This is a genomic window from Microbacterium sp. NPDC077644 (assembly GCF_040702785.1).
Taxonomy (GTDB): domain Bacteria; phylum Actinomycetota; class Actinomycetes; order Actinomycetales; family Microbacteriaceae; genus Microbacterium.
The window spans coordinates 265,301-277,335 of the sequence record NZ_JBFBME010000001.1 but is presented as its reverse complement, the minus strand read 5'-3'; the positions used below and the strand labels follow the sequence as shown (position 1 = coordinate 277,335).

Genomic DNA, 12,035 nt, shown 5'->3' with positions numbered 1-12,035 from the left:
CGGAGCGGGATGAGCTCCGATCGACATCCAAAGGGGGGACCTCTTCATGACGTCACCGATCGAGACGATCGCAGACGCGCTGATCGCCTTCATACTGAGCCTGCTCCGCGACCCGGAGGCGGCTGCCGGGTTCGCGGCGGATCCCGATACGGCGCTCGAGGCGAACAACCTGCGCGGCGCCTGCATGGCCGACGTCGCCGCCGTCCGTCCGGTCATCGTCGACCGACCCGATGTGGTCACCCGCACGCAGACCGACCCGCCTCCGCCGCCGAGCACGCCGACCGAGGTCACGAACGAGATCATGCGGATCGTGCAGCAGTTCACGACGATCGATGCCCGATCGACGACGATCGACCAGTCGGTGAACCAGAACATCTGGACCGAGGGCGGGGATGTCACCCAGGTGTTCGACCAGGAGGCGATCGTCGCCTCGGGCGACGGGTCCGTCGCGGCCGGCGAGGACGGTCAGATCGCCAACGGCGACACCGACATCACGGTCGGCGACGTGTCGATCGGCAACGAGACCAACGACGGCAGCTTCAACGGGGCGACCGTCGGCAGCGACGAGGCGGCATCGGATGCGGTCACCGACCCGGTCGCAGAACCGGTTGCCGAGCCTGCGCCCGTCGCGGCTCCGGTGGATTCCGCGCCCGCCGCCGTGCCCGAACCTGCGGACGTCCTCGACACCGACATGGCGGCCGCGGCCGACGACGGATACGACGCCGATGCGGCGAGCGCCGCCGTCGCCGACGAACCGCTGGCCGACGAGCCGATCGAGGAGGACTGAGATCAGCGCGGTGACGGGTCAGGAATCGGAACCGGCTCGGGGTGCGCCCGTCCGGCCGTCGACGACGGGCGGCGACAGCGCCCCGGTGCTGGTCAAGGCCACGCCTCCCTTCGAGGTGCGCCTGAGCCAGTTCTTCTGGATCGTCAGTTTCGCGGTCGGAGCGTTCGCCGTCGTGTTCCTGTTCGTCGTCAGGGAGGAGCTCCTGCCACTCATCGAGGATGTCGCGCGCGGTGTCGCGGACGGACGCAGCGATGAGACCTACACCGCGGCGGCCGACATCCTGTTCTGGATCGTGTTCGGCACCCTCGTCGCGGTCCTCCTCGCGCAGATCACGCTGCTGGTGTCGTTCAACAGTCGGCGCCCGAACGTGCGATGGTGGCAGCTGGCGACCCTGGCGCTGCTGGCGCTGCTCGTGGTGCTGTCACCGGAGTGGGTGGCTCTGGGCTCCCACGGCGCGCAGTTCCGGGCGATGATCGCGGCGGAGGCGGGGCTCGTCGTGCTCGCGCTGCTGTGCAGCATCCTGCCCCGCGCCATGAAGTGGACGGCCCGCCGGGTCGATGTCCGTCGCGGCGGGATCGCGCCGCAGCATCCCGACATCTGACTCCGCGACGATCCGCTCCAGGCTCCGGATGATGATCCGGCAGGCGGCGGCGACCGACCGGTCGGCGAGCGGGGAGGCGTCCACGCGACGCCAGTGCGCGATCCTCTCGCAAGCGGTCGCTGCGACCTCGGCGTCCGTCGCCTGCGGAGACAGGCCCAGTCGCGTGCGCGCATCCGTGCCGCCGGACCCGATGATCCGCTCGGCCTCGGTCGCGTCGTCCTCGGCGAACGGCAGACCGGTCGACCGGGCATCCGCCAGGAGCGAGAGCTCGCGCAGCGTGTGCGCGGCCAGGGCGAAGCGGTCGATGCCGGCGAGGACGGCATCCGTCCCCTCCCGCGGACGCTCGCGCACCAGCCTGTCGAGCTGCATCGCGATACCGCGGGCCTTCAGCGTCTCGGCCCTCGGCTGGAACTGCCGGGAGATGAAGTCCTGGATCTCGAGCAGGCCGCTCTGCTGGACGAGCTCCTCGGAGAGCTCGGAGGAGCTCGACGCGCCGCCGCGGATGATCGCCGTCGCCATCCGCACCCCGAAGATCCCGAAACGTGCGAGCAGGTCGTGGCGGACCGTGACGCTGAGGCCGGTCGCGTCCGTCTCGCGCAGGAACCGGTCGGCCGACACGAGCAGCTTCTCGCGCACGTCGCGGTCCAGACCCGCGAGCTCGCGGAACGCGATGTACTCGCTCTCGCGCAGCGTCCGCGCCCCCTCGGCGACGAGCCCGGTCACGGGGATGACGCCGAGGGTCAGCGAGGCGAGCTCGGGATCGCGCTGATAGCGATGGGCGACCTTGCGCGCAGACAGCAGCGAGTCGATCCGGCCGGAGCCGACCTCGTCGGCCCGGGAGAGCACGCTCACGGCGCACACGGTCTGGGCGGCCCCCGCCGCGTTGTCGTGGAACGCCTCGAGGAACTTCACGTCCGAGCCGTGCAGGTGACGCAGCAGGTAGACGACGGCATCCGCGGCGGACGGCGCATCCTCGGGGGTGAGGAAGCGGACGGCGCGCGTGGACGCGTCGGCCGACAGCGAGGCGATGCCGGGGGTGTCGATGAGGATGACGTCCTTCAGGGCGGGCAGCGGCCATCCGACGTCCATCCACTCGACCTCCTCGGCGGGGAGGCCCCCGAGGTCGATCACGAGCAGGCCGTGCTCGCGGCGGATCGGCATCCGGCGCGGCGGCCCGGTGCGGGGATGCATCGTGATGGTCGGGGTCGGCGAGTAGCGGTACCAGGTGACGACGCGCGTGCACTCCCCCGTGTCGGTGGGGGCGATCCGCTCGCCGAGCATGGCGTTGAGCAGCGTCGACTTCCCGGCCTTGACCATGCCCGCCAGCGCCAGCCGCAACGGTTCGCCCAGGCGCTCGGCGAGCTGGTCGATGATCGACGTCGCCTGCTCGTCATCGGCGTAGACCTCGAGGGCGGTCTGCAGGAGGTCTTCCGCCAGCCGGGCGATGGATGCCGTCATGACGTCACTCGTTCGGCGTCCGCGGCGGGCAGGGCGTCAGCGGCGGGCAACGCGGCCATGACTCCCGGCTCGAGCACGGGGATGTGCGACCGCAGCTCCTCGAGCTGCGCCACACGCTTGTTCAGCGTCGACACTCGGGCATCGCGCTGGGCGGTGAACGTGGTCGCCGCCTGCTTGGCCGTGGTGAGCGCCTCGGAAAGGGACCGGTGCAGCTCCTCGGCCATGGATCCGAAATGGTCGCGGGCGGTCCGCTGGACCAGGCGCAGTCGGTCCTTGAGCTGCTTGCCCACTTGGAAGGTCACCTCGTCGATGTGGCGGCGCACGATGAGCTTCGCCTCCTGCTGACGGCGAGCCAACCGGGCGTGCATGTCCTCGCGGTACGCGCGCCGCCCGACGAGGACGCCGGCGAGCAGTGAGAGGGGGTTGATCAGGCTGAGTCCGATCAGACCGGTCACGAGTCCCACCATGAGCACGCCTCCGTAGGAGCCGCGCACACCGATGTATATCTTCTCGCCGGCGCTGAGCTGTCCGGCGTCGAGGCCGGAGATCTCGTCGACAGGGTCGAGCACGCCTCGCGTGTCGTGCACGTCGATCGCGGGGAGCTCCGTCTCGCCCTTGCTGAACAGATCGGCGACCTCTTCCGCCAGCCACGTCGATCTCTCGTCCGTCCACACGAAGGTCTCGGCGACGGCCGCCGCCACGCGCTGGTCGAGCCACTCGGTGATCTGATCCCAGATCGGGCCGGGGTCGCCCTCGTCGATCGACTTCTCGGCCTCGCGCATCACCCGCCGCAGCCGATCGCGGACGTCGTGCTCCATGTCGGCGACGAGGTCGGCGATGCCGTCCGTGAGCGTCACCTGCCAGCGCGCCGACCGACCGCGGAACTCGTCGGCGCTCGCCTTGGCCGCCTCGAGCTCGGCGATCATGCGCGGGGTGTCCTCGGGATTCTGCAGCGCGTGCAGCTCGGTGCGCATGGACATCGTGAGCTGGTCGATCACCGAGAGCAGGTCGTGCACGGCGCCGCGCTCGTGGATCACCTCCGCGCGGCCGAGCACCTCGCGGCGCAGGTGCGCGACCAGCGCGGGGAAGCCGGAGTCGTCGTTGAGGCTCCGATCCTGCAGCTCGGCCGCGAGCAGGCGCAGATCGCTCGACACCGCGAAGATCGGCACGTCGCCGGTCTCGAGCAGGTGCCGCCGATCGATCTCCTCGACCTCTCGCCACTCCGGGTACAGGTCGGTCTTCGCGAGGACCGCGGCGACGTTCGGCGAGATGCGCATCGCGTGCCGCAGGAACTGCACCTCGGGCTCGGTGTACTCCTGCGAGGCATCCGAGACCATGAGCACCGCGTGCGCCGACGAGAGCGCCGCGAGCGTGGTCAGTGCGTTGGTGGATTCGAGCCCGCCGACGCCCGGGGAGTCGACGAGCTGGAGCCCGCCCTTGAGGATCTCGCGCGGCAGGAGCACCTCTGCCGAGACGATGCCGCGCTCATTGGCCGGGTTCCCCCGCTCCGAGACGTACTCCGCGAGATCGTCGAGGGGGATCTGCCTGCGCCGCAGCGGCTGGTGGAGCGGATCGGCGCCACTCGGTTTCGCCCGCTCGACGATCCACGCCGATGGCTCCGGCGCGTAGCCGACCACGGTCGGGACGCTCGTGGCGATGTCGTCGTCGACGGGACAGGCCGGCGCATTCACGAGCGCGTTGATGAGCTTGCTCTTGCCCTGCTTGAACTCGCCGACGACGATCACCCGGATGCCGGGATCGAGCAGCCGCCGATGCGTCTGCTCCAGACGCTCGGCGAGATCCGCTCGCCCGGCTGATGCCGCGAGGCCTCCCACCTCGCGAACGGTGTCCGCGACCGATTCCCCAGCGCGTCGCTGCACGTGTCCCCCCAATACCTTCAGTTGTCAGGGGTGGTGCACCACCCCTGCTCCCCCAGTGCCGGGACTAGGCCAGAAGGTCCGGTCCCATCGAACCTCCACTGACATCGGAGGCGGCATCCGGGCCATCTCCCCAGATGACGTCCGGATCCACCTCCCAGTCGGTGGAGTTCACGTTCTCGATCTCTGCTGTGAAGATGTTCGTCCCCGTCGGGTCGACATCGGATGCGGCATCCGTCCAGAAGGACTGGTCGAAGACGTCGTCGCCCATCGGCTGCTCTGCCGATTCGCTGTGCACGTCACCAGACATGTCTCACGACCTTCGGATCGGATTGCCTGCAGTGTACTGCTCCACCCGGCCGCCTTCCAGAGGCAGCCGAGTGGAGCAGGCTGGTATCTCAGAAGGCGACGTCGTTGAAATCGCCTGTGGGGCTGCCGACGTTGATGTCGTCGACGGTCACGTCGACGTCCAGCGAGCCGTCGGTCGTCGAGTTGTCCTGGAACGAGTCGTCGACCGTCCAGTTGTCCGAGAAATCGGTCATCGAGTTGTCGGAGTTGTCGGTCATCGAGTTGTCCTGGAACGAGTCGTTGACCGACCAGTTGTCCGAGAAGTCGTTCATCGAGTTGTCGGAGTTGTCGGTTGCGGAGTTGTCCTGGAACGAGTCGTTGATCGAGTTGTCGACGTTGAACGAGTCCGTGTTCCACGTGTTGCCGATCGAGACGTCCCCCACCGTGATGTCGGTGTCGATGTTCGTCCACGACGCGTCCCCGCCGGCTGCGACGGAGCCGTCGCCGGCCGCCGTGACGCTGCCGCTGCTGAACGTCTGAGCGACGTCGCCACCACCGGTTGCGATGTTCTGGTTCACGGAATGATCTGCCAGGTTCGTGCGCGCATCGATCGTGATGCTGCCGCCCGTCGCGCCGGCGAGACCCGCCGCGCCCGTCAGATTCAGGTCGTTGAACCCGGAGTTGTACTGACGCATTCCGACACTGATCGAGTGGTCGTTCAGCGTCGTGGTCGTCGAGTTGTCCTGGAACGAGTCGTTGATCGAGTTGTCCGAGTTGTCGCTGTTGTCCGAGTTGTCGCTGTTGTCGGAGTTGTCGGAGTTGTCGGTCGTCGAGTTGTCCTGGAACGAGTCGTTCACCTGGAACGAGTCGCTGATCGAGTTGTCCGAGTTGTCGGAATTGTCGCTGTTGTCCGAGTTGTCGCTGTTGTCCGAGTTGTCGCTGTTGTCCGAGTTGTCGGAGTTGTCCGAGTTGTCGGAGTTGTCCGAGTTGTCGGAGTTGTCCGAGTTGTTCGAGTTGTCGACCGAGTTGTCCGAGTTGTCGGAGTTGTCGTCCGCCGAGTTGTCCGAGTTGTCGGTGTTGCCGTTGCCGACGTCCTCGACACCCAGATTCCACTGAGCGCCGAGCAGATTGACGTTGTCCTGCACAGCCATGATGAACCCCTTATCAGTCACAGTGCCGATTGGCGCTTGTGACGAGTCTGGAACGGGGCCCGGCGGGCGGCATCGGGAGGCATCCCGAGGCTTATCGGGGAATCGTCGGGGGATGATCGGGGACGGTGCGGGGGTCAGTAGGGGACGGGAACGCAGAAGGTCCGGATGCCGAAGCATCCGGACCTTCTGACGAACTGCGCGGTCGCTGAGCTTGGAGAAGCGTCAGCGTACGACGACGGCGAGGACGTCGCGGGCCGACAGGACGAGGAACTCGTCTGCGCCGAACTTCACCTCTGTGCCGCCGTACTTGCTGTAGAGCACGCGGTCGCCGACGGCGACGTCGAGCGGAACGCGGTTGCCGTTGTCATCGATGCGGCCGGGGCCGACCGCCACGACCTCGCCCTCCTGGGGCTTCTCCTTGGCGGTGTCGGGGATGACCAGGCCACTCGCGGTGGTCTGCTCGGCCTCGACCTGCTTGATGACGATGCGGTCCTCGAGCGGCTTGATGGAAACCGACACGGTCTACCTCTTCTTTCTTGACGCTGACACGAAAGACTCGTTCGCACTCTCAACCCGAGAGTGCTAATCACAGTGTAGGCGCTCGGCTGGCACTCATGCAATGCGAGTGCCAACCCCGTACGCTGGGCGGGTGGAGATGTCCGAGCTGACCGCCCTGCTCACCCCCGAGGGGCTTCGCCTCCTCGACGAGGTCGGGGCCATCAGCACGACCGTCGAGGTCGCGCAGACCGTATCGCGACTGCGGCAGGCGGGCCACTCCCCCGATCTCGTGTCCGCCGTCGTCGGCCAGGCGCATCTGCGTGCCAAGGGCACCGTGAAGTTCGGCGGTTTCGCGGAGCGGATGCTGTTCACGAGGGCCGGCCTCGAGCAGGCGACCCGTCTGGGGGTCGCCGCCCGCCACGCCGGCCGCATGCGCCGCGCCGGGATCGAGAACGTCGCCGATCTGGGCTGCGGCATCGGCGGAGACTCCCTCGCGTTCGCGGGTGCGGGGCTGCGCGTGCAGGCCGTGGACGCCGACGAGGTCACCGCGGCCATCGCCGCCTACAACCTCGCCCCGTTCGGCTCCGACGCCGAGGTCCAGCACGGCACGGCCGAGGACTACGTGAGCGCGAACTTCGGAGAATTGCACGAACTCAGGAGCGAACCGGCCGCTCCCTCCGAAGATGCTGCGATTCTCCGAGGGAAGCGCACGGCCGTGTGGCTCGATCCGGCCCGCCGCACGGCGGGACACGGCGAGACCAGGCGGGTCGCGGCATCCGACTACTCCCCCTCGCTCGACTGGGCCTTCGATCTGGCGCAGCGCATGCCCGTCGGCATCAAGCTCGGCCCCGCCCACGACCGGGACGCTCTCCCTGCGGATGCCGAGGCGCAGTGGGTGTCTGCGGACGGGAGCGTGGTCGAGCTCGTGGTGTGGTCCGGCATCCTCGCCCGCGAGGGCGTGCGGCGCTCGGCGCTGGTGATCCGCGGCGACGAGTCGCACGAGATGATCGCCGGCGCGGATGCCGAGGACGCCGAGGTCCGCGAGCTCGGCGCGTTCCTGCACGAGCCCGACGGCGCCGTCATCCGCGCGCGTCTGATCGGCGACGTCGCGCGGAGCCTGGATGCCGGGATGCTCGACCCGAAGATCGCCTATCTCACCGGGGATGCCGCCGTCACGAGCCCCTTCGTGCAATCGTTCCGCGTGCGCGAGGTGACCGCGGCGAACCCGAAGGCGATCAGCCAGGTGCTGAAGGCGCACGATATCGGGACGCTCGAGATCAAGAAACGCGGGATGGACATCGACCCCGCCGCGTTCCGGAAGAAGCTCGCGCTGCGCGGCGACCGAACGGCGACGCTGATCCTGACCCGCGTCGGTTCGCGGCGCCTGGCCGTCATCGCCGACCGGGTCTGACCGTCAGGATCCGGTCTTGTCGTCGATCGACGGCTCCTCGGTGAAGAAGTCGTCGAACATCGGATCGTCGGGCGAGGGCTCGATGACCTCACCGGTCTCGGGGTCGACCGTCACCGTCACCGGATGCCGCACGATCGTGAGCTGCGGTCCACGGGTCGCGCTCTGGGTGACGATGTACTCCGTGGGGATGCCGCCGACGGTCGCGCTGAGCGTCAGGTCGCTCGCGACGTCTTCGGTGCAGGCCTCGACGACGTCGCCGTCCAGGACAGCGACGACGCACAGTCCTTGTCCGGCCCACTCGTAGAAGACGGAGGTGTCGCCGTCGCTGCCGATGACGCTGAGGTTCTGCGGCGCGTAGCCCTCCGCCTCGATCTGCCGCAGCTGCGCCAGCTCGGCCTCGGTGTACTGCGATTCCCAGTCGTAGGTCTCGGGTCCCCAGACCTGAATGTACGGCACCAGGTCCCCCGTCTGAGCTCGCAGGATCGCGGCCGAGAGGGACTCGCCTGCCCGCTCCTGTCCTTCAGGGATCGTGATGGATGCATTGGGCCAGCCGTATTCGTCGATCTCGTCGAGCGACATGCACCCGCTCGATGTCTGCCCCGGCGCGGTGATGATGACGCAGCGCTGTTCGCCCTGCGAGGCCTCGGCCCGCCATACGACGACGCCATCCTGCTCGGCGACGGCGACGACCGTGCCGGGGTCGAACTGCTCCTCGAGCTCGGCCCGCTCGTCGCCGTGCGCCGCGGTGAGCATGAAGGACTGCGCGTCCCACCCCCAGATCGCCCAGCCGATGCCGAACCCGATCCCCAGGGTCGCGACGACGGATGCCGCGATCAGGGGCCAGCGGCGGCGTTGCGGGGGTGCTTCGGTTACAGACGAGGCTTCCGCATCGTCGGAGGCTTCGGCGCGCTCCGCTTGCTCAGTCGGTCCCTGAGCCTGTCGAAGGGTCGTCTCGCTTCGCTCGCTCAACGACCCGCTGAATTCATCCCCCGCGTCGCGTCCCCGCGATTCGTCCACTGCGGCAGCCCCGTCTTGCGGGTCGTTGAGCGAAGCGGCCGGAGGCCGCGAAGACGACCCTTCGACGGGCTCAGGAACCACGGGCTGAGCGACCGCAGGGAGCCGAAGCCGCTCGTCCTCCCCGGCAGCATCCCGTGCCCGCTCCTCCAGCTCCTGCAACCGCGCGAGTTCGGCGTCCGACAGCTCTCCGCCCGGCCCGTAGGCCTTGGCGCGCAGCATCCGCAGCTCTGCGGAGGAGTCGGTCATCGTGCTACCCGATCTGCTCGAACTGCATGGCCGCCCAGATGAGCCAGCCGAGACTGAAGATGGTCGCGGCGAGCCCGAGCACGAGCGCCCACGTCGCGATCGCCCTGCTCTCGACGGGCCGGCGCAGCGACATGATCGCCGCTATCACGGCGATCACTGCGAGCGGGATGCCCCAGCCGACGAACCACGAGGCGACGAGGGCCACGATCGCCGCGACGAGTGCCCAGGGCGCGAGGCGGCTGTTGTCCTCGACGACCGGCTCATCCGCCGGCGCCCACTGCACCGCGGGCATGCCGGCGGTGTCGGCCGGTCCGCTCGCGACGACGGGCTCGATGCCCACAGGACCGGTCGGCATGCGGGTGTACTCGCTGCGCCGCGCCCCCGGAACGCTCGTGCGATCGGCGGGCTGCTCGACGTCGGGGCTCGGCGCCTCGACACGAGCGTCGGCAGCGGAAGGCGCGAGGTCGGCAGCGGAGGGCGGGAGGCCGGCAGCGGAGGGCGGGAGGCCGGCAGCGGAGGGCGGCGGATCGGGCTGCGTCGGATCGCTCATGCGGCGTTGCCCCTGGTGACATCCTCGGTGCGCTCGGCGACCTGGATCTCGGTGACCGGCAGCGTCGAGTCGGCACCGAAAGCGAGGGTCGACGGCCGGCGTCCGGACTCGATGAGGTCGGCGGCGAGGGCTGCGACCATGGCACCGTTGTCGGTGCAGAGCGAGAGCGGCGGGATGCGCACGGTGACCCCCGCGGCGGCGGCCCGCTCGAGAGCGACTTCGCGCAGGCGCCTGTTGGCGATGACGCCTCCGCCCAGCAGCAGCCGGGGAACCCCCCGATCGGCGCAGGCCGCCAGCGCCTTCGTGACGAGCACGTCGACGACGGCCTCCCGGAAGCTCGCGGCGACGTCGGCGACCGGCACGGGCACCCCCTCGGCCTCGGCGCGCTCCACCCAGCGGGCGACCGCGGTCTTCAGGCCCGAGAACGAGAAGTCGTAGCGGTGCTTCGCCATGTCGGTGCCCTTGGACAGTCCGCGCGGGAAGCGGATCGCCGTCGGGTCGCCGCCGACGGCTGCACGATCGATCTCAGGGCCGCCGGGGTACGGGAGCGACAGGAGCCGGGCGACCTTGTCGAACGCCTCACCCGCCGCGTCGTCGATCGTCTCGCCGAGCAGTTCGACGTCGGTCGTGAGGTCGCGCACGTGCAGCAGGGAGGTGTGCCCTCCCGAGACGAGCAGGGCGATGGTCGGGTACTCCAGCGGGTCGGACTCCGGCGTCACGATGTCGGCGGCGATGTGGCCGACGAGATGGTTGACGGCGTAGAGGGGCTTGTTCAGCGACACCGCGAGCCCCTTGGCCGCGCCGACGCCCACCATGAGGGCCCCTGCGAGGCCGGGACCGCTGGTGACGGCGATCGCGTCGAGGTCGGCGAGCGAGACCTGCGCCTCGGCGAGGGCCGCCTCGATCGCCGGCTGCAGAGCCTCGAGATGGGCGCGCGCGGCGACCTCGGGCACCACACCACCGTAGCGGGCGTGCTCGTCCATGCTCGAGGCGATCGTGTTCGACAGCAGGGTGCGGCCACGGACGATCCCGATGCCGGTCTCGTCGCAGCTCGTCTCGATCCCGAGCACGAGAGGTTCGTTGGCGGTCACAGCTTCACCTTCATCACGATCGCGTCGACGTCGTCGGGCTGGTAGTAGCGCGGGCGGCGGCCGATCTCCTCGAACCCCTCCGAGCGGTACAGCCCCTCCGCGGACGGGTTGTCGGCCCGCACCTCGAGGAAGACCTCGCGCGCGCCGTGGGCGGATGCCTCGGCGAGAAGCGCACGCAGCAGCGCGCGGCCGCGCCCCTGTCCCCTGCGCGCCTCGGCGAGCGCGATGGTCTGGATGTCGGCATCCGCGTTCCCGCGGATCGACCGGAGCCCCGCGTACCCGATGACGGCGCCGTCCTCCTCGTCGACGAGGTAGTGGCTGTACGGGGTCGCGAGCTCGGCCGCCATGGACTCGCTGCTCCACGCGTCGGAGGGGAAGGAGGCATTCTCGATCGCCATGATCGCGTCGAGGTCGGCCGGGGTCGCGGCGCGCATGGTCATCAGCTCACCCGCTTCGGAGCGCCGGGCACAGTGACGTCCGGCTGGCGGAGGTACAGGGGCTCGGGACCGGTGAGCTCGCGTCCGGCGGCAGCGGCGCGGAGTCCGACGCGGGCGAGGTCCGCGGCGTCGAGCTCCGCCACCTCGAGCGATCGGATGCCGCCCAGCCGCGCCTCGGCGTCGGCCGCGGGAACGAGCACGGTGGGCTCGACGAGGTTCGGGATGCCGTCGGCATCCAGCCCGTCGAAGACGGAGATCGCGACCTCGCGGCGGCGCGCGTCGGTCACGATCGCGAACGGCGAATCGGGTGCGTCGCCCTCGAGGACCGACAGGGCGGCCCCGAGATGGCTGGGCACCGCAATCACCGGGATGCCGCGTCCGAGGGCGAACGCGCGGGCGGTGGCGATGCCGATCCGCAGCCCCGTGAAGGGCCCGGGCCCCATCCCGGCGACGACCGCCGTGATCTCCTCGGCATCCGCGAGGACCTGCTCGAGGAGCCCGCCGACGACCTCGGCATGGCCGAGCGGATCGGGGCTGGCGGCACGGGCGCGCAGCGAGCCGTCGGAATCGATCAGGGCGACGGCCGAACCCAGGGAGGTGTCGACGGCGAGGATCACCTCTCC

Annotated in this window: 12 protein-coding genes; 2 read left to right on the top strand and 10 right to left on the bottom strand. The window is 69.5% G+C overall.

Annotated features, from left to right (window positions below):
* Positions 1-46 precede the first annotated feature (46 nt).
* A complete protein-coding gene (locus AB0269_RS01385) occupies positions 47-787 on the top strand; it encodes an IniB N-terminal domain-containing protein (protein WP_366209390.1) in 741 nt (246 codons plus the stop codon).
* A gap of 421 nt (positions 788-1,208) precedes the next feature.
* On the opposite strand, the gene AB0269_RS01380 is transcribed toward AB0269_RS01385, so the two are convergent.
* The 5 genes from AB0269_RS01380 to groES form a co-directional block, all read right to left on the bottom strand.
* Positions 1,209-2,846, bottom strand: coding sequence for a dynamin family protein (locus AB0269_RS01380; protein ID WP_366209389.1), 1,638 nt, complete (start codon positions 2,844-2,846; stop codon positions 1,209-1,211).
* Positions 2,843-4,726 carry a dynamin family protein gene (locus AB0269_RS01375; RefSeq protein ID WP_366209388.1) on the bottom strand — a complete coding sequence of 628 codons (1,884 nt, stop codon included), beginning with the start codon at positions 4,724-4,726 and terminating at the stop codon, positions 2,843-2,845. The genes AB0269_RS01380 and AB0269_RS01375 overlap by 4 nt, the downstream gene beginning before the upstream one ends.
* Positions 4,727-4,790: 64 nt before the next feature.
* Positions 4,791-5,033: a hypothetical protein gene (locus tag AB0269_RS01370; RefSeq protein WP_366209387.1), complete on the bottom strand. Its 243-nt coding sequence runs from the start codon at positions 5,031-5,033 to the stop codon at positions 4,791-4,793.
* Between the two features lie 88 nt (positions 5,034-5,121).
* Positions 5,122-6,162 (bottom strand): hypothetical protein, encoded by a 1,041-nt coding sequence (locus AB0269_RS01365; protein ID WP_366209386.1) that lies wholly within the window; start codon positions 6,160-6,162, stop codon positions 5,122-5,124.
* A gap of 222 nt (positions 6,163-6,384) precedes the next feature.
* Positions 6,385-6,681 (bottom strand): co-chaperone GroES, encoded by a 297-nt coding sequence (gene groES / locus AB0269_RS01360; RefSeq protein WP_017203655.1) that lies wholly within the window; start codon positions 6,679-6,681, stop codon positions 6,385-6,387.
* Between the two features lie 130 nt (positions 6,682-6,811).
* Between groES and AB0269_RS01355 the strand changes: the two genes are divergently transcribed.
* The gene (locus AB0269_RS01355) at positions 6,812-8,071 is read left to right on the top strand and encodes an SAM-dependent methyltransferase (protein WP_366209385.1); all 1,260 of its coding nucleotides are present in this window, start codon (positions 6,812-6,814) and stop codon (positions 8,069-8,071) included.
* Positions 8,072-8,074: 3 nt separating this feature from the next.
* Here AB0269_RS01355 and AB0269_RS01350 read toward each other — a convergent pair whose 3' ends face one another.
* From AB0269_RS01350 to tsaB, 5 genes are read right to left on the bottom strand one after another with little or no spacing between them, the layout of a single operon-like run.
* Entirely contained in the window at positions 8,075-9,334 is a 1,260-nt protein-coding gene (locus AB0269_RS01350; protein ID WP_366209384.1) for a hypothetical protein, read from the bottom strand.
* 4 nt (positions 9,335-9,338) lie between these two features.
* Positions 9,339-9,884, bottom strand: coding sequence for a hypothetical protein (locus AB0269_RS01345; protein ID WP_366209383.1), 546 nt, complete (start codon positions 9,882-9,884; stop codon positions 9,339-9,341).
* Positions 9,881-10,975: a tRNA (adenosine(37)-N6)-threonylcarbamoyltransferase complex transferase subunit TsaD gene (tsaD, locus tag AB0269_RS01340; protein WP_366209382.1), complete on the bottom strand. Its 1,095-nt coding sequence runs from the start codon at positions 10,973-10,975 to the stop codon at positions 9,881-9,883. Before tsaD ends, AB0269_RS01345 begins: the two co-directional genes overlap by 4 nt.
* A complete protein-coding gene (gene rimI, locus AB0269_RS01335) occupies positions 10,972-11,415 on the bottom strand; it encodes a ribosomal protein S18-alanine N-acetyltransferase (RefSeq protein ID WP_366209381.1) in 444 nt (147 codons plus the stop codon). Before rimI ends, tsaD begins: the two co-directional genes overlap by 4 nt.
* Positions 11,415-12,029 carry a tRNA (adenosine(37)-N6)-threonylcarbamoyltransferase complex dimerization subunit type 1 TsaB gene (tsaB, locus tag AB0269_RS01330; RefSeq protein WP_366209380.1) on the bottom strand — a complete coding sequence of 205 codons (615 nt, stop codon included), beginning with the start codon at positions 12,027-12,029 and terminating at the stop codon, positions 11,415-11,417. Before tsaB ends, rimI begins: the two co-directional genes overlap by 1 nt.
* Between the last annotated feature and the right edge of the window lie 6 nt (positions 12,030-12,035).

What these genes read in the sequence shown, in the direction of transcription:
- AB0269_RS01385 (WP_366209390.1), top strand. Translation starts at nt 47, where the DNA reads ATGACGTCACCGATCGAGACGATCGCAGACGCGCTGATCGCCTTCATA.
- AB0269_RS01380 (WP_366209389.1), bottom strand. Translation starts at nt 2,846, where the DNA reads ATGACGGCATCCATCGCCCGGCTGGCGGAAGACCTCCTGCAGACCGCC.
- AB0269_RS01370 (WP_366209387.1), bottom strand. Translation starts at nt 5,033, where the DNA reads ATGTCTGGTGACGTGCACAGCGAATCGGCAGAGCAGCCGATGGGCGAC.
- AB0269_RS01365 (WP_366209386.1), bottom strand. Translation starts at nt 6,162, where the DNA reads ATGGCTGTGCAGGACAACGTCAATCTGCTCGGCGCTCAGTGGAATCTG.
- AB0269_RS01350 (WP_366209384.1), bottom strand. Translation starts at nt 9,334, where the DNA reads ATGACCGACTCCTCCGCAGAGCTGCGGATGCTGCGCGCCAAGGCCTAC.
- AB0269_RS01345 (WP_366209383.1), bottom strand. Translation starts at nt 9,884, where the DNA reads ATGAGCGATCCGACGCAGCCCGATCCGCCGCCCTCCGCTGCCGGCCTC.
- rimI (WP_366209381.1), bottom strand. Translation starts at nt 11,415, where the DNA reads ATGACCATGCGCGCCGCGACCCCGGCCGACCTCGACGCGATCATGGCG.